The 17,916-nt window shown below is 69.7% G+C and carries 15 protein-coding genes; 9 read left to right on the plus strand and 6 right to left on the minus strand.

Annotated features, from left to right (window positions below):
• Window positions 1–7: 7 nt before the first annotated feature.
• The 5 genes from mobA to pabB all read left to right on the plus strand — a co-directional run bounded on the left by mobA (window position 8) and on the right by pabB (window position 6,225).
• Window positions 8–613 (plus strand): molybdenum cofactor guanylyltransferase MobA, encoded by a 606-nt coding sequence (gene mobA / locus ACE3OU_RS02175; RefSeq protein ID WP_374239889.1) that lies wholly within the window; start codon window positions 8–10, stop codon window positions 611–613.
• Window positions 610–1,884, plus strand: coding sequence for a gephyrin-like molybdotransferase Glp (glp, locus tag ACE3OU_RS02180; RefSeq protein WP_374239890.1), 1,275 nt, complete (start codon window positions 610–612; stop codon window positions 1,882–1,884). The genes mobA and glp overlap by 4 nt, the downstream gene beginning before the upstream one ends.
• Window positions 1,885–1,995: 111 nt before the next feature.
• The gene (locus ACE3OU_RS02185; RefSeq protein ID WP_374239891.1) at window positions 1,996–2,919 is read left to right on the plus strand and encodes a hypothetical protein; all 924 of its coding nucleotides are present in this window, start codon (window positions 1,996–1,998) and stop codon (window positions 2,917–2,919) included.
• 181 nt (window positions 2,920–3,100) lie between these two features.
• Entirely contained in the window at window positions 3,101–4,282 is a 1,182-nt protein-coding gene (gene ppk2 / locus ACE3OU_RS02190; RefSeq protein WP_374239892.1) for a polyphosphate kinase 2, read from the plus strand.
• A 122-nt stretch (window positions 4,283–4,404) separates the two neighbouring features.
• On the plus strand, window positions 4,405–6,225 hold the full coding sequence (pabB, locus tag ACE3OU_RS02195) for an aminodeoxychorismate synthase component I (RefSeq protein ID WP_374239893.1): 1,821 nt from the start codon (window positions 4,405–4,407) through the stop codon (window positions 6,223–6,225).
• 12 nt (window positions 6,226–6,237) lie between these two features.
• On the opposite strand, the gene ACE3OU_RS02200 is transcribed toward pabB, so the two are convergent.
• Together ACE3OU_RS02200 and ACE3OU_RS02205 are read right to left on the minus strand one after the other, a co-directional pair.
• Window positions 6,238–7,110, minus strand: a complete 873-nt coding sequence (locus ACE3OU_RS02200) for a hypothetical protein (RefSeq protein WP_374239894.1) — start codon at window positions 7,108–7,110, stop codon at window positions 6,238–6,240.
• Complete coding sequence (locus ACE3OU_RS02205) at window positions 7,107–7,847, minus strand: AAA family ATPase (protein ID WP_374239895.1); 741 nt, start codon at window positions 7,845–7,847, stop codon at window positions 7,107–7,109. The genes ACE3OU_RS02200 and ACE3OU_RS02205 overlap by 4 nt, the downstream gene beginning before the upstream one ends.
• 78 nt (window positions 7,848–7,925) lie before the next feature.
• On the opposite strand from ACE3OU_RS02205, the gene ACE3OU_RS02210 reads away from it, so the two are divergent.
• Window positions 7,926–8,444, plus strand: a complete 519-nt coding sequence (locus tag ACE3OU_RS02210) for an O-acetyl-ADP-ribose deacetylase (protein WP_374239896.1) — start codon at window positions 7,926–7,928, stop codon at window positions 8,442–8,444.
• Here the strand turns inward: ACE3OU_RS02210 and ACE3OU_RS02215 are convergent.
• Window positions 8,399–8,809 (minus strand): hypothetical protein, encoded by a 411-nt coding sequence (locus ACE3OU_RS02215; RefSeq protein WP_374239897.1) that lies wholly within the window; start codon window positions 8,807–8,809, stop codon window positions 8,399–8,401. The genes ACE3OU_RS02210 and ACE3OU_RS02215 overlap by 46 nt on opposite strands.
• Before the next feature lie 283 nt (window positions 8,810–9,092).
• Between ACE3OU_RS02215 and ACE3OU_RS02220 the strand changes: the two genes are divergently transcribed.
• The gene (locus ACE3OU_RS02220) at window positions 9,093–10,376 is read left to right on the plus strand and encodes an O-acetylhomoserine aminocarboxypropyltransferase/cysteine synthase family protein (RefSeq protein ID WP_374239898.1); all 1,284 of its coding nucleotides are present in this window, start codon (window positions 9,093–9,095) and stop codon (window positions 10,374–10,376) included.
• Window positions 10,377–10,429: 53 nt separating this feature from the next.
• On the opposite strand, the gene leuA is transcribed toward ACE3OU_RS02220, so the two are convergent.
• Both leuA and ACE3OU_RS02230 read right to left on the minus strand, forming a co-directional pair.
• The gene (gene leuA / locus ACE3OU_RS02225) at window positions 10,430–12,124 is read right to left on the minus strand and encodes a 2-isopropylmalate synthase (RefSeq protein WP_374239899.1); all 1,695 of its coding nucleotides are present in this window, start codon (window positions 12,122–12,124) and stop codon (window positions 10,430–10,432) included.
• Between the two features lie 388 nt (window positions 12,125–12,512).
• Window positions 12,513–13,970, minus strand: coding sequence for a hypothetical protein (locus tag ACE3OU_RS02230; protein WP_374239901.1), 1,458 nt, complete (start codon window positions 13,968–13,970; stop codon window positions 12,513–12,515).
• A 172-nt stretch (window positions 13,971–14,142) separates the two neighbouring features.
• Here ACE3OU_RS02230 and ACE3OU_RS02235 point away from each other — a divergent pair, with 172 nt between their 5' ends.
• Window positions 14,143–14,937, plus strand: coding sequence for a thymidylate synthase (locus tag ACE3OU_RS02235; protein ID WP_374239902.1), 795 nt, complete (start codon window positions 14,143–14,145; stop codon window positions 14,935–14,937).
• Window positions 14,934–15,518: a dihydrofolate reductase gene (locus tag ACE3OU_RS02240; RefSeq protein WP_374239903.1), complete on the plus strand. Its 585-nt coding sequence runs from the start codon at window positions 14,934–14,936 to the stop codon at window positions 15,516–15,518. The genes ACE3OU_RS02235 and ACE3OU_RS02240 overlap by 4 nt, the downstream gene beginning before the upstream one ends.
• Before the next feature lie 83 nt (window positions 15,519–15,601).
• Here ACE3OU_RS02240 and ACE3OU_RS02245 read toward each other — a convergent pair whose 3' ends face one another.
• Window positions 15,602–17,845 (minus strand): Orn/Lys/Arg decarboxylase N-terminal domain-containing protein, encoded by a 2,244-nt coding sequence (locus tag ACE3OU_RS02245; protein WP_374239904.1) that lies wholly within the window; start codon window positions 17,843–17,845, stop codon window positions 15,602–15,604.
• Window positions 17,846–17,916: the final 71 nt, after the last annotated feature.

A 17,916-nucleotide genomic window follows, 5' to 3' on the forward strand; every position in this document is an offset into this window, starting at 1 on the left:
AGACGCGATGATCCCTCCCACGCCAGAACGCATCACCGGCCTCGTGCTGGCCGGCGGCCTGGGGCGCCGGATGGGCGGCGTCGACAAGGGCCTCAGCCTGCTGGACGGCGAGACCATGGTCGAGCACATCCTGCGCCGCCTGACGCCCCAGGTCGGCCGGCTCATCATCAACGCCAACCAGAACCACGACACTTACGCCGGCTTCGGCCACCCGGTGGTGGGCGACCGCATCGAAGGCCACGCCGGGCCGCTGGCCGGCCTCGAAGCCGGGCTGGCCGCCTGCACCACACCCTACCTGCTGGCGGTGCCCTGCGATTCGCCCTTCCTGCCCGCCGATCTGGCAAGCCGCCTCGCCGCCACCCTGGCCGCCCACAAGGCCAGCGTGGCGGTGGCCCGCACCGGCGAGCAACTGCACCCGGTGGTCAGCCTGCTGCGCAGCGACGAGCTGCCCGACCTGCAGGCCTTCATCCACGCCGGCGGGCGGCGCATGGAGGCCTGGCTGAAGCGCCTCTGCTGGGTGCCCTGCCCCTTCGACGACTGCCCCGAAGCCTTCGCCAACATCAACACGCCGGACGAGCTCCGCGCGCACCAAGCTGGAGACGCCGCCCGGTGACATCCCTCGCCCAACAGTTCCAGGCCCACGCCGATTACCAACCCGACGCCCTGGCGGTGGACGCCGGCCGGCGCCTCATCGTCGAGGCGCTCAGCCCCATCCTGGGCACCGAACACATCCCGCTGCGCGACGCCCTCGGCCGGGTGCTGGCCGACAGCGTGATCAGCCCCATCGACGTGCCGCCCCACGACAACTCGGCGATGGACGGCTACGGGCTGCGCGGCGCCGACCTCGCCGCCGACGGGCCGACGCGCCTCGAGCTCGTCGGCACCGCCCTCGCCGGCCAGCCGTGCGCGGCCCGGGTCGGCCCCGGCCAGGCGGTGCGGATCATGACCGGCGCCCGCCTGCCCGCCGGCGTCGACACCGTGGTGATGCAGGAGGCCGCCCAGGCCGACGCAGGGAGCGTCACCCTCGCACCGGGCCAGCGGGCGGGCCACAACGTCCGCCGGGCCGGCGAAGACCTCAAGGCCGGCCAGGTGGCCCTGGCAGCGGGGCGCCTGATCCGCCCGGCCGAGCTGGGCCTGATCGCCTCGCTGGGCATCGGCGAGGTCGCCGTGCGGCGGCGCCTGCGGGTGGCCTTCTTCTCCACCGGCGACGAGGTCGCCACGCCCGGCGGCGGCGCCTGCGACGGCCAGATCTACGACAGCAACCGCTACACCCTGTGCGGCATGCTCACCCGGCTGGGCTGCGACGCGATCGACATCGGCGTGGTACGCGACGACCCGGACGCCCTCGAGACCACCCTGCGCGAGGCCGCCTCGGTGGCCGACGTGGTGATCACCAGCGGCGGCGTGTCGGTGGGCGACGCCGACTTCACCCGCGCCATGATGGCCCGCCTGGGCGAGGTGCTGTTCTGGAAGATCGCCATGAAGCCCGGCCGCCCGCTGGCCTTCGGGCGCCTCGGGCGGGACGACCGCGCGGCCTGGATGTTCGGGCTGCCGGGCAACCCGGTGGCGGCGATGGTGAGCTTCTACCAGTTCGTGCAGCCGGCGCTGCTGAAACTCGCCGGCGTCGATCCGCTGCCCGCCACGCCGCTGCTGCAGGTTCCCTGCGCGACGGCGCTGCGCAAGCCCGCCGGGCGCACCGAGTTTCTCCGCGGCGTGCTGTACCCGGAGGGCGGCCAGTGGCGGGTGCGCACCACCGGGGCCCAGGGCTCGGGCATCCTCAGCTCGATGGCCGATGCCAACTGCTTCATCGTGCTCGGCCCCCAGCAGACCGCCGTCGCGGCGGGGGAGCCGGTGAGCGTCCAGGTGCTGGACGGCCTGGTCTAAGTTCCCCTGCGACACCAAAATTAACAGTCGATCGGATCAACAGGCATTTTATGGTGCAGAATTTCGACCTTTGACGGCCACGGCGCCCCGATCAACCACCCTGAGCAGACCATGGACAACACGGTTCCGGAAGGCACTCGCCGGATCATCGACGGGCGCGAGCGCGTCTTCTATTCAGACTACTGGGTCAAGACCTACGCCGTCCCCGAAGACACCCTGCAAGCCAAGCGCAAGCTCATCGGCGCGCTGACGCGGCGCCTGTTCAACCACGTCGAACACGGCCTCAACATCCCCGGCAGCCGCCTCAATGAAGCCCGCCAGAGCTACGAGACCGAGGCCGATCCCGAGCGCCGCCGCGTCAAGGGGGCGATGCTCGCCGGCGCGCTGTTCAACCGGGCCGCCGACATCTTCACCAAGCTGGTCGAGCTGCAGAGCGTCGGCATCGAGATCCAGTCCGACAACGCCCTGATGCGCGAATGCGGCCGCTGCCTGCAGGAGGCCCTCGGGCTGGGCCGGCTGGTGCTGCACCGCTCCGGCGAAGAGGGCATCGACGAGCTGTGGGGCGAGCCCTTCAAGGCCTTCTCGATCCCCCTCGAAGACTTCTACGAGAGCCGCTACGTCAAGATCGCCCTCACCCTGCGCGACATCGACCGCATCGCCGAAGCGATCATCGCCAACTTCGAGCCGCTGCCCTGCTTCGCCGGCCTCACCCCCCACGTGCGCGCCTTCGCCGAGGCGGCCAAGAGCAAGACCGAGACCCTCCGCACCGACCACGAGATCTTCGACGTGTGGACCAGCTTCGTCACCGCCGGCGAGCGCCTGTGCGCCCACCTCAACGACGCCGCGATGCCCGAGGGCCTGGAAGACCAACACCTGGTGGCCGACGGCCGGCACCTCCTGAAGCGCGGCCGCGACCTGATCAGCGACATCACCCGCGCCCGCACGCCGATGCCCAAGAGCAGCCAGGAGTACATCGAGAAGTGCCAGGCCTACGCGGCCCGCTGCGCCCGCGCCGAGAGTCGCGCCGGGCAGTGAGCCTCCGCCCTGCGCCCGACCACGGCGTGGGGCACCCGATCTTTCCACACCGGGCGTGAATGCCTTTTGCGTTTTGTCATGGTCGGCGCCAGCCGATTCTCGGAAAATTGATATCTTGTGCATGCGCCGGCAACAATCGCCGCGCACGCAGAGCCGATTTCAATAACAGGAGAGGAACGCCATGAGCACCAAGGACGCAACCCCAGCCGCCCCCGACGAATCCACCAGCAAGGCCGGCGCCAAGCGCCCTGCGCGGGCCAAGGCGCCGCGCCGCGCCGCCGCTGGTGATGTCGCCCCCAAGGCCACCGCCGCCGCAATCGAGGCCTTCGCCGTCGATGAGGCCGTCGAAGCCGCCCGCGACTCCAAGCTCACGGCGATCAGCGACATCGTCGCCACCCTCGCCCGCCACGACACCCACAGCGTCGCCGAGAGCCTGCAGGCCATCATGGCCGGCGCCTCCCCCGACGACGCCGCGCTGCTGCGCAAGGCCCTGTTCGCCGAAGAGGCCCCGATCTACCGCAAGCTCCCCTCCAACCCGGACGACGAGCTCGCCGAGGGCTGGCGCGAAGGCGCCTACCCCTACAAGAACCTGATGTCCCGCAAGGCCTACGAGAAGCAGAAATACCGCCTGCAGGTGGAGCTCCTCAAGCTCCAGGCCTGGGTCAAGGAGACCGGCCAGCGGGTGGTGATCCTCTTCGAGGGCCGCGACGCGGCCGGCAAGGGCGGCACGATCAAGCGCTTCATGGAACACCTCAATCCCCGCGGCGCCCACGTGGTGGCCCTCGAGAAGCCCACCGACACCGAGCGCGGCCAGTGGTATTTCCAGCGCTACGTGCAGCACCTGCCCACCGCCGGCGAGATCGCCCTGTTCGACCGCTCCTGGTACAACCGCGCCGGCGTCGAGCGCGTGATGGGCTTCTGCTCCCCGGACGAATACCTCGAGTTCATGCGCCAGACGCCCGAATTCGAGCGCCATCTGGTGCGCAGCGGCGTGCACCTCATCAAGTTCTGGTTCTCGGTGAGCCGCGAGGAGCAGCGCCGCCGCTTCAAGGAGCGTGAAGCCCACCCGCTCAAGCAGTGGAAGCTCAGCCCCATCGACCTCGCCTCCCTCGACAAGTGGGACGACTACACCAAGGCCAAGGAGGCGATGTTCTTCCACACCGACACCGCCGATGCCCCGTGGACGGTGATCAAGTCGGACTGCAAGAAGCGCGCGCGCCTCAACGCCATGCGTTACATCCTGCACAAGCTGCCCTACACCAACAAGGACCTCGAGCAGATCGGCACCCTCGACCCGCTGCTGGTGGGCCGCGCCCACGTGGTCTACGAGCGGGGCGAGCACGCGGGCGGCCCGCTGCTCTGAGCCCGCCGGGGCCGCCCCCGGCGGCCCGGTTTGCAGCGGCCTTGCCCCAGACACCCCGACCGGAGGCTCCGGTCGGCGCTACCCGCTACGCCCGCCGGGCGTAAGCGGGTAAACTGCGCCGCGTGCCAGCCAAACCGCTCCCCCCTGCCCTCCCCAGATTTGCCCTCTTCGACAGCCAGGACGCCAGCGGCGCGCCCGGGCGCAGCGGCGCCTGGCTGCTGACCCGGCCCCGCGAGGCGGTGTCGTGCACCGACCCCTCGGCCTGGGAAGCCTGCCTGCAGCGGCTCGAAGACGCGGCCCGGGGCGGCGCCTGGGTCGCCCTGGCCGCCAGCTACGAACTCGGCTACGCCATCGAGCCGCGCCTGCACCCGCTGCTGCCGCCGGGCCACGGCGCCCTCGTCACCGGCTGGGTCTTCGAGCACGGCGAATGGCTGGACGAAGCAGCCTGCGAAGCCTGGCTCGCCAGCCAGGCGGGGGATGATCCGGGCGGCACCAGCCGCATGCAGCCCGCCCTCCGCGAGGCGGACTACCTGCAGCAGGTGGCGCGCATCCGCCACTACATCGCCGCCGGCGACTGCTACCAGGTGAACCTCACCTTCCCCCTCGACGGCGAGGCCTTCGGCAACCCGGCCCGGCTCTACCAGGCCCTGCGCGCCGCCCAGCCGGTGGGCTACGGCGCCTTCATCGCCCATGCCGGCGGCGCTATCCTGTCCCGATCCCCCGAACTCTTCCTGGAGCGCGAGGGCACCCGCCTGGCCAGCCGGCCAATGAAGGGCACCGCCCCGCGCCACACCGACCCGGCCGCCCTCGCCGCCTCCGAGAAGGACCGGGCCGAGAACGTGATGATCGTCGACCTCATCCGCAACGACATGGGCCGCCTCGCCCCACCCGGCGGCGTGCGCGTCGAGGACCTGTGCCGCATCGAGGCCTACCCCACGGTCTGGCAGATGACCTCCCGGGTCGTCGCCGAGCCGGTGGACGCCAGCCTGGCGGAGATCTTCCGCGCCCTCTTCCCCTGCGGCTCGATCACCGGCGCGCCCAAGATCCGGGCGATGGAGATCATCCGCGAACTCGAAGCGCGGCCTCGCGGCATCTACTGCGGCGCCCTCGGCTGGCTGCGCCCGGGGGGCGACTTCCGCTTCAGCGTGCCGATCCGCAGCCTGTTCATCGACCCGACGGGCAAGGCCCGGCTCGACGTGGGCAGCGGCATCGTGATCGACTCCCGGGCCGAGTCCGAGTGGGCCGAGTGCCACCTCAAGTCGCGCTTCCTGACCAACCTGCCCAAGGGCCTGCGGCTGATCGAGACCCTGCGCTTCGAACCGGGCGTGGGCTACCCCTTCCTGGCCGAGCACCTGGAGCGCCTGTCGGCCTCCGCCGCCGCCTTCGGTTTTCCGTTCGACCCGGCGGCCTTCCGTGCCGGGCTGGCGCAGATCGATGCCAGCGAGCCCCGTCGCATCCGCGTCACCCTCGGCCAGACGGGCGACCTGGGCTTCGAGGACGCCAGCCTCGCCGCCGGTGCGCCGGGAGACGCGCCGACCGTGGTGATCTCGCCGACCCGCGTCCACAGCCACGACCTGCTGCTGCGCCACAAGACCACCGCCCGGGCCCTCTACGACGCGGAGCTTGCCCGGGTGATGGCCGCCGGCCATTTCGACGCGCTGTTCGTGAACGAACGGGACGAACTCACCGAAGGCGCCCGCACGAACCTCTTCATCGAACGGAACGGCCTGCTGCTGACCCCGCCGGTCTCGGCCGGGCTGCTCGACGGCGTGCTGCGCCGGCGCCTGCTGCGGGAAGGCAAGGCGCGGGAAGCCGCCCTACGCCTCGAAGACCTGATGCAGGCCGACGCCGTCTTCGTCGGCAACGGCCTGCGTGGGCTCGTGCGCGTCGAGCTGATCGACGCGACGGCCCCCGCCGCCCGAGGGCCCACGCCCCCGGGCTGAGCACGACACCGCTTACTTGGCGCCCTTGCCCTTGGGCACCACCGGCAGCCCTTCCACCAGCGCCTTCGCATCGGCGAGGGACGCCTTCAGGAGCAGCTGGACACCGGCGCGCAGCAGCTCCGACTTGGTACAGATGCGGCCGCCCTTGGCCAGGCTCTCGCGCAGGGCCTTGAGCTGGGCGTGTTCGCTCTTGGGCATCGAGAACGAATCCCGCACCACCTTCTCGCGGGGGAGCTTGACCGGCTTTTCCTTGGCCGGCTTGGCAGCCTTGGCGGCGACCGCGGCCTTCTCGCCCTTGCCGCTCTTTTCGGCCTTTGCAGCCTTCTCAAGCTTCTCGTCCTTCGCCGGCTTGGCGGGCTTGTCGAGCTTTGCCGCCTTGGTGGGCTTGGCCGGCTTGACCTCGGCCTTCTTGGCGGCGAGCGGAGGCGTAGGCTCGGCGGCCGGAGCCGCAGGCTTGGCTGCAGTGGGCGTGGCTGCGGCCGGCTTGTCGACCGCGGGCGCCGCCTTGGGCTTGGCCGGAGCCGCCTTGGCGCGGGGCGCCGCCGGCTTCTTGGGGGCGGCGGGCTTCTTCGGCGCCGCCGTGGGCTTGGCGCTCACCGGGGCGGCGGCTGCCACCTCGGGCTGGGGCGCGGCGACGGGCGCGGGAGTGGCGACCACGGCCGGGGCGGCTTCCACCGGGGCGGGGGCCGCCGTTGCGGCGACAAGCGGCTCCACCGGAGCGGCCGGCGTTGCGGGCGCGGGCGCCTGGGCCACCGGCGCAGCAGCCGGCGTTACCGGCTGAGCCGCGGCGGGGGCGGCAGGCTGCGGATCGGGCAGGCGCGCCTCGAGGGCCTTGCTCTCCTGTTCGAGGGTGGAACGCAGGGCCTCCTGGGTTTTCGTGTTCATCTCTTTTCTCCTGTCAGTTTCAATACTTCCGTAACGAGCTTGTCCACCTCACGCATGGCTTCGGCGGCGGCGCGGCCCAGTTGATAGACCGAGGCGCCGATGACCGCGCTCTGCGCAAAGGCGTTGCGCTGGGACAAACCGGCGCCGAGCACCGGCAACGAGAAATCACGCATCACCGCCAGCACGTCCCAGGCCAGGTTGGTACGCACCACCCGGTTGGGCACCAGGGCCGCCCGGAGCGGCCGGGCCGAGGCCTGACGGGCCGCCTGGACCTGCAGGATCAGCCGCTCGACGCCCTTGGTGGACCACAGGTCGGCGGGGCTGGGCACCACCGGCACCAGGGCCAGGTCGGCCTCGTCGAGGGCGGCCAGGGTGGCGGCGTGCTCGATGGACGGCGGGCAATCGAGCAGCACGTGGTCGACGCCCTTGCGGATGGCCCTGAGCTGCTCGCGCAGCGTGGCGGGCTCCCCGTCGAGGGGCGTGACACGGGCGGGGAAAGGCGTGGCCGGGTCGCCCGAATGGGCCCAGCGCAGGGCAGTCTCCTGCGGGTCGAGATCGACGATGGCCACCCGGCGGCCGACGCGGGCCAGCCCCGCCGCCAGCTGCATCGTGAGGGTGGATTTGCCTGCGCCGCCCTTCTGGGAGACGACGGTGATCACTGCCGGCCTTGCCATGCCACACCTATTGCGTAATACCGTATGATCGAAAATATAGCACGCGCCGACGGCGCTGCCCACCCTGCGCAGGCGACAGGTTTCAGCGCGGGTGGGCCGCAGGCACAATGGCCGCCGCGATCAACCGGGAGAGGCGCAACGATGAAGAATGACCAACGGCTCCGCGTCTGGCAGGGCGACATCACCACCCTGGCGGTGGACGCGATCGTCAACGCCGCCAACACCAGCCTGCTGGGCGGCGGCGGGGTGGATGGGGCGATCCACCGGGCGGCGGGGCCGGAGCTGACGGCGTTCTGCGCCGGCCTGGGCGGCTGCCCGACCGGCGAGGCGCGGATCACGCCGGGCTTCCGGCTGCCGGCCCGCCACGTGATCCACACGGTGGGGCCGGTGTGGCGCGGCGGCGGGCACGGCGAAGCCACGGCGCTGGCGAGCTGCTACCGCAACAGCCTGGCGCTGGCCGAGGCCCACGGGCTGCGGACGATCGCCTTTCCGGCGATCAGCTGCGGCGTGTATGGCTTTCCGCTCGACGAGGCGGCCCGCATCGCCGTGGCCAATTGCCGCGCGGCCTTGGATCAGGCAAGCGCGCTGGAGGAGATCGTGCTGGCCGCCTTTGATCAGCGCATGAAGTCGCTGCTCGACGAGGCCCTCGCGGCGGCCTGAGTCCGCTTAACGGGCGGGCTACCGCCGCAGCGCCCGGACGACAGCGCGCAAGCGCGCAGGCCACGGCGGCCGAGACACATGCACTGCATGTCCTGCTGGCCGCAGGCGACGGGCAGATCCCGGGCGTCGCCCTCCTGCACCCGCTCGATGCGCAGCAGCTTGAGGAATCGCAGCACCGCCTCCCGGCCTTTGAACACGGTCAACCGGCCATCGTTGGCACACAGCCAGCGATCATCCAGGGTGAGGGCCAGGCAGCCGGCCTGGCCTCCGCCCAGGGCATGCACCTGCAGCTGCGCCTGGCCGATCCGCCCGAGCGGAGCCAGGGCGAGTTCGAGCCAGGTCGCCCGGCGTCCTTTGATTTCCATGTCTCTCCTCCTTGTCTGCGGCGTGCCGCTGCGCGCCACCCTCCCCACGTCGCCGGTGGAACGCCGCGACCGGGTGAGACGGGCCGAGCGTCCGCCGGCGGGGACATCGCTTTTTATTGCGGGTCTTGTGATGGAGAAGAACTGTCCACGCGGCACTTTGCGTATTATCCCCAGGCGACAAAAGTACGGGGAGCCTGGCAAATCCCGGAAGCCCAGCCGGGAAAACCCTGACTCGGTCATGGCATTGCCCCACCGTACCGCACCTTCAACCCGGAGAAAGACGATGAAACTCGAAACCCTCGCCGTTCATGGCGGCTACAGCCCGGACCCGACCACCAAGGCCGTTGCGGTGCCCATCTACCAGACCACCTCCTACGCCTTCGACGACACCCAGCACGGGGCCGACCTGTTCGACCTGAAGGTGGCCGGCAACATCTACACCCGCATCATGAACCCGACCCAGGCCGTGCTCGAGGCCCGCGTCGCGGCGATGGAAGGCGGCATCGCCGGGCTGGCGGTGGCCTCCGGCATGTCGGCCATCACCTATGCGATCCAGACCATCGCCGAGGCCGGCGACAACATCATCTCGGCCTCCACGCTGTACGGCGGCACCTACAACCTGTTCGCCCACACCCTGCCCCAGCTCGGCATCCAGGTGCGCTTCGCGGACTACCGCGACCCCGCCTCCTTCGCGCCGCTGATCGACGCCCGCACCAAGGCGATCTACTGCGAATCGGTGGGCAACCCGCTGGGCAACATCACCGACTTCGCGGCCCTGGCCGCCATCGCCCACGCCCACGGCGTCCCGCTGATCGTGGACAACACCGTGCCGTCGCCCTACCTGTGCCGGCCGATCGAACACGGCGCCGACATCGTCGTGCACTCCCTCACCAAGTACCTGGGCGGCCACGGCACCACCCTGGGCGGCATCATCGTCGACAGCGGCAAGTTCCCGTGGGCCGAGCACAAGGCCCGCTTCCCGCGACTCAACGAGCCCGACGTGTCCTACCACGGCGTGGTGTACACCGAGGCCCTCGGCCCGGCGGCCTACATCGGCCGCGCCCGGGTCGTGCCGCTGCGGGGCATGGGCGCGGCGATCAGCCCGTTCAACGCCTTCATGATCCTGCAGGGCATCGAGACCCTCGCCCTGCGCATGGACCGCATCTGCGAGAACACCACCAAGGTGGCGGCCTTCCTGAAGAGCCACCCCAAGGCGGCGTGGGTCAATTACGCCGGCCTCGCCGACCACCCCGACCACGCGCTGGTGCAGAAGTACATGGGCGGCCGCGCCTCCGGCATCATCAACTTCGGCGTGAAGAGCGCCGACGGTGACGGCAAGGCCGCCGGCGCCCGTTTCCAGGACGCCCTCAAGCTGGTCACCCGGCTGGTGAACATCGGCGACTGCAAGAGCCTGGCCTGCCACCCGGCCTCCACCACCCACCGCCAGCTGTCCGCCGACGAGCTCGCCAAGGCCGGCGTGTCGGCCGACATGGTGCGCCTGTCGATCGGCATCGAGCACATCGACGACATCCTGGCCGACCTCGACCAGGCTCTCGCCGCGGTGTAAACCCAGACGGGCCGGGGATGACCCGGCCCGTTGTGCTCACACCCTTTCCACGCTTACGCCACGCAGTCGGCCGGCTCGGCCTGGCTCGCGGCCTCGGCCTGGCGCCCCCGCATGCGATTGGCGGCGCTGATGATGGCCCGCACCGAGGCCGTCACCGTGTTGCGGTGCATGCCGGCACCAAAGCAGCTGCCGGCAACCCCATCCATCGCCACCTCGACGATCGCCACGGCTGCCGCGTCGGCCCCTTCGCCCATCGAGCGCTCCTCGAAGCCCTGCACCCGGATCGGCACGCCGAGGGCGGCCACCGCCGCCTCGACCGGGCCATTGCCCTCGCCGGTGAACACCACCGGCTGGCCGGCCACCTCCGCCTCGATGCGGATGCCCTGCCGGCTGCCATCCTCGAAGAGATGGTGGGCAACGTAACGCACCGGCGCGTCGGCCTCGAAATACTCCTCGCCGAAGAGCGTCCACAACTGGTGGGCATCCACCTCCTGGCCGGTGCGGTCGGTGAGGCGCTGGACCGCCGCGCTGAACTCCACCTGCATCCGCCGCGGCATCACGAGGCCGTAGTGGGCCTGGAGCAAGTGGGCCACGCCGCCCTTGCCCGACTGGCTGTTCACGCGGATCACCGAGTCGTAGGTGCGGCCGAGGTCGGCCGGGTCGACGGGCATGTAGGGCACCGCCCACGGGGCGTCCGCGCGCTGGCGCTCGAAGCCCTTCTTGATCGCATCCTGGTGGGAACCCGAGAAGGCCGTGAACACGAGATCGCCCACGTAGGGGTGGCGCGGGTGCACCGGCAACTGGGTGCATTCCTCGCTGATCCGGGCCACCGAGTTGATGTCCGAGAAGTCGAGGCCCGGGTGGATGCCCTGGGTGTACATGTTGAGGGCGAGGGTCACCACATCCACGTTGCCGGTGCGCTCGCCGTTGCCGAAGAGGCAGCCCTCGACCCGGTCGGCGCCGGCGAGCATGGCGAGCTCGGCGGCGGCCACTGCGGTGCCCCGGTCGTTGTGGGGGTGCACGCTGAGGACGATCTGCTCGCGGCGGGCGAGATGGCGGTGCATCCACTCGACCTGGTCGGCGTACACATTGGGCATCGCCACCTCTACGGTGGCCGGGAGGTTGAGGATCACCTTCTCGCCCGGCCGCGGGTCCCACGCGGCGACCACCGCGTCGCACACCTCGCGGGCAAACTCGAGCTCGGTGGCGGTGAAGGTTTCCGGGCTGTACTGGAGCACGAACTCGGTCTCCGGCTGCTCGGCGGCGAGCTGCTTGACGAGCATCACGCTATCCACGGCGAGCTGGCGGACCTCGTCCTTGTCCATCCCGAAGACGGTCTCACGGAACACCGGCGAGGTGGCGTTGTAGATATGCACGATGACCCGCCGCGCGCCGCGCACGGATTCCATGGTGCGGCGGATGAGGTGCTCGCGGGCCTGGCTCAAGACCTCGATGGTCACGTCGTCGGGGATCTCGCCGTGCTCGATGAGCTGGCGGACGAAGTCGAAATCGGTCTGGGAGGCGGAGGGGAAGGCGACCTCGATCTCCTTGAAGCCGATCGCCACAAGCTTGCGGAACATCTGCAACTTGCGGGCGGCGTTCATGGGTTCGAAGAGGGCCTGGTTGCCGTCGCGGAGATCGGTGCTCATCCAGATGGGCGGATGGGTGATCTGGCGGCTGGGCCACTGGCGGTCGGCGAGGGCGACCGGGGGAAAGGCGGAGTACTTGGTGTTCGGGTTCTTCAACATGATGATCTTGTCCTTTGCTGTCGTCGGATGCGCTGCGAATGATGGGATGCGGACACGGGGCTGCCAGACTGCCGCGGGCTCGAGGCCTGGCAACCGGGGCGCAGTCGCAGGGACAGCAGGGCAAGATCAAACGTGGTCATGGTGAGGGCTCCGAAGGCTGTGCGTACGGGGACGCAATTCGCCCACTGTGGGCGAGACGGGAACTGCAACAGGAGGGGGAGATAGATGTGTGCCCGTCAGGGCAGCAGCAGACCCAGCCCGGGGAGGGCCAGAGGAGAGAAGCGAGTGGTCTGGTGCTTGGCGTTCATGAGCGAGAAATTAGCAGGTCGAAATCCGCCCGTCAAACATCAATTTGATATGCCATGGATAGCCGGCCGCTATCGGGCCCTCAGCCCAGGTTGCAGCCGACGATCTGGTAGCCCGGCCCGTTCTGCACCACGCCGGCCGGTGTGAACTTCACGAAGCGCCCCGCCACCTTGGCAAACACATGCACGCCGGTGCGCAGCACACCCGGCTCGCAGGCGATGCGCGCGCCGCGGCCCGGCACCGGCGGGTCGCACAGGATGCCGTTCCAGCTGCGGCTGCCGTCGTCGAAGGTGATGAGCTGCGGGTCGCTGGAGAGGGTCTGCAGCCCCATCGCGGCACCGCCCTCGCTCAGCCGCACCCGGCGCACCACCGCCAGCACCCAGCGCCCGCCGTCGCCGAGGTTGGCGGCGACCATCGCGCCGACCCGGCAGACCTCGCCATCCACGTTGGGCGACGAGACGCCGAAGCCGTTGCGGCTGGCGTCGGTGAGCGACCAGGCGGCGGCCGGGCGCATCAGCGCCTCGCCGGAGATCAGCGAGCGGATGAAGCCCAGGCCCGTCGCCAGGGCGATCGAACCGCGCACCGGATGGCGACGGTACTGCCGCATCGGCGGCACCGGGCCCCACTGGCGCGACAGGTGGCGGATCACCGACGCCACGGCGCCGGCGCCAACCCCCGCGAAGGCCGGATCGAGGGCGCCCTCGGCGAGCATCCGGCGCAGTTCGTCGAGCATCGGCACCGCGTCGGCGGCGCGGAAATAGCGCAGCGACCCCGGCTGGGGCTCGGCCGCGCCCAGCACCCGGCGCGGCGCGCCGAGCTTGGCCAGGTCAATGGAGAACAGGCTGCCGTCGGAAGGCTCGATGGAGAGGTCGAGGGCGGCCTGCAGGTAGCGCACCAGCTTGTCCGCGGCCTCGATGCGGTCGGGAGGCAGCTGATCGAGGCTGGCGCACTGGAGCGCGACGAGGCGGGTGAATTCGCGGGCGATCGTCGAGCGGGTCTCCCGCCCTTCGCGGACGCCCACCGGCACATTGAGCCCCCCTGCCGCGTGGGCGGCCCGGTAGGCGGCGCCGGCCCGACGCCAGACGGTGTCGGTGAGCTCGTGGTAGTCGAAGGCCACCCACTTCATCTCGCCGGCCGCCGCGCGCACGACCCGCAGCAGCATCTCGAGGCGCAGGCGGTTGCCGGGCTCGAGGGAGAAATCGGTGGCAAGGCCGGCCATCACCAGATCGTAGGCGCGGCCCAGGCTGGCATAGTAGTCGCGCCCGATGGCCTTGTAGCGCGCGCTGCGCGAGCCGTAGGCGTTGGACAGGTAGAGTTCGGAGGCGTAGCGCAGCTGGGGCTGGGCTGCCTCGTCGAGGGCCGCCACCAGACGGGCCAGCTCGGGAAAGGGCACCTCATCGAAATGGAAGGAGTCGAGCCAGCGGATCACCTGCACCAGGGCCGCCGGCGCGCCGTTGCTGCCGATATCGGCGAGTGTCTGGCTGAGGGCGTCGCCCTGGAGGAGCGGATGCGAATTCTCGACGACCGAACCTGCTCCCATGACTGCCTTTCACCTTTCAAATTGTTGCAAAAATCATCGCGCGCCGATGTTAGCACAAAGGGCCGACAGCCCTTTGGCCCGGCCGACGGGCGCGGCCCGCGGGGCGGTTTTGCGGCATCATCGGGGCCGGGATCGGTTAGAATCTCAGGCCATTTTCACGTCCCAGCCCGCCATGCGACAGTACCTCGAACTCATGCGCCACGTGGCCGAACGCGGTCACCGCAAGGCCGACCGCACCGGCACCGGCACCCTGTCGGTGTTCGGCTGGCAGATGCGCTTCGATCTGGCCGAGGGCTTCCCGCTGCTCACCACCAAGAAGCTGCACACCCGCTCCATCATCCACGAGTTGCTGTGGTTTCTGCGCGGCGACACGAATATTCAATACCTCAAGGACAACGGCGTTTCGATCTGGGACGAATGGGCCGACGAGAACGGCGAGCTCGGCCCCGTATATGGCAAGCAGTGGCGCCGCTGGGAGGCGCCGGACGGGCGCAGCATCGACCAGATCAGCCAGCTCGTCGAGGCCCTCAAGAAGAACCCGGACTCCCGCCGCCACATCGTGTCGGCCTGGAACCCCTCCGAGGTGGATCGCATGGCCCTGCCGCCCTGCCACGCCCTGTTCCAGTTCTACGTGGCGGGCGGGCGGCTGAGCTGCCAGCTCTACCAGCGCAGCGCCGACATCTTCCTGGGCGTGCCCTTCAACATCGCCAGCTACGCGCTGCTGACGATGATGGTGGCCCAGGTGTGCGGCTACGAACCGGGCGACTTCGTATGGACCGGCGGCGACTGCCACCTTTACCTCAACCACCTGGAGCAGGCCGAGCTGCAGCTCTCCCGCGAACCGCGGCCGCTGCCGACGATGCGGATCAACCCCGAGGTGAAGGACCTCTTCGCCTTCACCATCGACGACTTCGTCCTCGAAGGCTACGACCCGCACCCGCACATCAAGGCGCCGGTGGCCGTATGAGCACGTCCGCCCGGCCGCCCGAAGGAAGGGCTCATGCCTCCCCTGGGGAGGATGCCGCACAGCGGCAGGAGGGCCGTCCTCCGAGCAAACCCATCCTGGCCCTGATCGCCGCCTGCGCCCGCGGCGGCGTGATCGGCATCGCCAACCGCCTGCCCTGGCACCTGCCGGAAGACATGAAGTTCTTCCGCGAGACCACCCGTGGCAAGCCGGTGATCATGGGCCGCAAGACCTGGGAGTCCCTCCCCGACGCCTTCCGGCCCCTTCCCGGCCGGCGCAACATCGTGGTGAGCCGCAACCCGGGCTACGCCGCGCCCGGCGCCAGCGTGGTCAGCGGCCTGCCCGAGGCCCTGGCGGCGGCGGGCGGTTTTGATATCGCCTTCGTGATCGGCGGCGCCGAACTCTACCGCCAGGCCCTGCCCCTGGCCGACCGCCTGCTCCTCACCGAGATCGACCGGGCTTACGAAGGCGACGCCTTCTTCCCCGACTTCGACCGCAGCACATGGCGGGAAGCCTCCCGCGACGCCCGCACGGCCGAATCCGGCCTGCCGTTCGCCTTCGTCACCTACCAGCGCGCCGGCTGACGCCGCCCACCTGCGCCGCAGCGCCGGCCCCATGAAAAACGCCGCGGATTCCGCGGCGTTGTCGTTGGTGGCCCGGGCCAGGATCAGTCCTTCACGCAATCCACAAAGTAGTGGATACGCCCGTCACGCACTTCCTTCACGAGGCCGTGCACGTCGGTCTCGAAGCCCGGGAAGCGCTCGTTGAACTCGCGGGCGAACTGCAGGTAGCGCACCACCGTGCGGTTGAAGCGCTCGCCCGGGATCAGCAGCGGGATGCCCGGCGGGTACGGGGTGAGCAGCACGCTGGTGACGCGGCCCTCGAGTTCGTCGATGGCGACGCGCTCGATCTTGCGGTGGGCCATCTTGGCGAAGGCGTCGGCGGGCTTCATGGCCGGCACCATGTCCGAGAGGTACATCTCGGTGGTCAGGCGGGCCACGTCGCTGGCGCGGTACACCGCGTGGATGTCGCGGCACAGGTCACGCAGGCCGACGCGCTCGTAGCGGGGGTTCTTCTGGACGAACTCGGGCAGCACCTTCCAGAGGGGCTGGTTCTTGTCGTAGTCGTCCTTGAACTGCTGCAGTTCGGTCACCATGCTGTTCCAGCGGCCCTTGGTGATGCCGATGGTGAACATGATGAAGAAGCTGTACAGGCCGCACTTCTCGACGATCACGCCGTGCTCGGCGAGGTACTTGGTGACGATCGCCGCCGGAATGCCGCGCTCGGCGAACTCGCCGTCCACGTCGAGGCCCGGGGTGATGATGGTGGCCTTGATCGGGTCGAGCATGTTGAAGCCTTCGGCCAGGTTGCCGAAGCCGTGCCAGCGCTCGCCGGGCTTGAGCATCCAGGCCTCGCGCTCCTCGATGCCCTCCTCGGAGAGATCATCCGGGCCCCACACCTTGAACCACCAGTCGGCGCCCCACTCCTCGTCCACCTTGCGCATCGCGCGGCGGAAATCGAGGGCCTCGGCGATGGATTCCTCGACCAGCGCGGTGCCGCCGGGCTCTTCCATCATCGCGGCGGCCACGTCGCAGGAGGCGATGATCGCGTACTGCGGACTGGTGGAGGTGTGCATGAGGTAGGCCTCGTTGAACACGTCGCGGTCGAGATGCTGGCTCTCGGCGTCCTGCACCAGGATCTGCGAGGCCTGGGACAGACCGGCCAGCAGCTTGTGGGTGGATTGGGTCGAGAAGATCATCGACTCCTTGCAGCGCGGGCGGTCGGCGCCGATGGCGTGGTAGTCGCCGTAGAAGTCGTGGAAGGCGGCGTGGGGCAGCCAGGCCTCGTCGAAGTGCAGGGTGTCGATCTTGCCGTCCAGCTCGTCCTTGATCGCCTCGACGTTATAGAGCACGCCGTCGTAGGTGGACTGGGTGATGGTCAGCACCCGCGGCTTGGCGTTCTTGTCGGTGATGAAGGGATTGGCGTCGATCTTCTTCTGGATGTTCTCCCACGCGAACTCGCTCTTCGGGATCGGGCCGATGATGCCGTAGTTGTTGCGGGTCGGCATCAGGAAGACCGGGATCGCGCCGGTCATCATGATGGCGTGGAGGATGGACTTGTGGCAGTTGCGGTCGACCACCACGATGTCCCCCGGCGCCACGGTGGAGTGCCACACGATCTTGTTCGACGTGGAGGTGCCGTTGGTGACGAAATACAGGTGATCGCAGTTGAAGATGCGCGCCGCGTTGCGCTCGGAGGCGGCCACCGGGCCGGTGTGGTCGAGCAGCTGGCCGAGCTCTTCGACCGCATTGCAGACGTCGGCGCGCAGCATGTTCTCGCCGAAGAACTGGTGGAACATCTGGCCCACGGGCGACTTGAGGAAGGCCACGCCGCCGGAGTGGCCGGGGCAGTGCCACGAATAGGAGCCGTCGGAGGCGTAGTGGGTCAGCGCGCGGAAGAACGGCGGCGGCAGCGCCTCGAGGTAGGCCTTGGCCTCGCGCACCACGTTGCGGGCGATGAACTCCGGCGTGTCCTCGTACATGTGGATGAAGCCGTGCAGTTCGCGCAGCACATCGTTGGGGATGTGGCGGGAGGTGCGGGTCTCGCCGTGCAGGAAGATGGGGATGTCGGCGTTGCGCATCCGGATCTCGCTCACGAAGGCCCGCAGGTCGGCGATGGCCTTCTCGGCCGCCTCGGGCGACGAGAACTCCTCGTCGTCGATGGACAGGATGAAGGCCGAGCCGCGGCTCTGCTGCTGGGCAAAGGACGCCATGTCACCGTAGCTGGTCACGCCCAGGACCTGCAGGCCTTCCTTCTCGATGGCTTCGGCGAGGGCGCGGATACCCAGGCCAGAGGTGTTTTCCGAACGGTAATCCTCGTCGATGACGATGACCGGAAAATTGAAGCGCATGCTCGACTCCTCGATGCCCACGCAGGGGCGGGCGGGATCAACAAAAAGCTTTGGGCGGACCCGCCTGGCTG

This window comes from Zoogloea sp. (assembly GCF_041908905.1).
GTDB lineage: Bacteria > Pseudomonadota > Gammaproteobacteria > Burkholderiales > Rhodocyclaceae > Zoogloea.

Coding starts and splice junctions, on each gene's coding strand:
- ACE3OU_RS02240 (WP_374239903.1), top strand. CDS start 14,934: ATGAGCACGTCCGCCCGGCCGCCCGAAGGAAGGGCTCATGCCTCCCCT.
- mobA (WP_374239889.1), top strand. CDS start 8: ATGATCCCTCCCACGCCAGAACGCATCACCGGCCTCGTGCTGGCCGGC.
- ppk2 (WP_374239892.1), top strand. CDS start 3,101: ATGAGCACCAAGGACGCAACCCCAGCCGCCCCCGACGAATCCACCAGC.
- ACE3OU_RS02210 (WP_374239896.1), top strand. CDS start 7,926: ATGAAGAATGACCAACGGCTCCGCGTCTGGCAGGGCGACATCACCACC.
- ACE3OU_RS02200 (WP_374239894.1), bottom strand. CDS start 7,110: ATGAACACGAAAACCCAGGAGGCCCTGCGTTCCACCCTCGAACAGGAG.
- ACE3OU_RS02220 (WP_374239898.1), top strand. CDS start 9,093: ATGAAACTCGAAACCCTCGCCGTTCATGGCGGCTACAGCCCGGACCCG.
- ACE3OU_RS02185 (WP_374239891.1), top strand. CDS start 1,996: ATGGACAACACGGTTCCGGAAGGCACTCGCCGGATCATCGACGGGCGC.
- ACE3OU_RS02235 (WP_374239902.1), top strand. CDS start 14,143: ATGCGACAGTACCTCGAACTCATGCGCCACGTGGCCGAACGCGGTCAC.
- ACE3OU_RS02215 (WP_374239897.1), bottom strand. CDS start 8,809: ATGGAAATCAAAGGACGCCGGGCGACCTGGCTCGAACTCGCCCTGGCT.
- ACE3OU_RS02245 (WP_374239904.1), bottom strand. CDS start 17,845: ATGCGCTTCAATTTTCCGGTCATCGTCATCGACGAGGATTACCGTTCG.
- ACE3OU_RS02230 (WP_374239901.1), bottom strand. CDS start 13,970: ATGGGAGCAGGTTCGGTCGTCGAGAATTCGCATCCGCTCCTCCAGGGC.
- leuA (WP_374239899.1), bottom strand. CDS start 12,124: ATGTTGAAGAACCCGAACACCAAGTACTCCGCCTTTCCCCCGGTCGCC.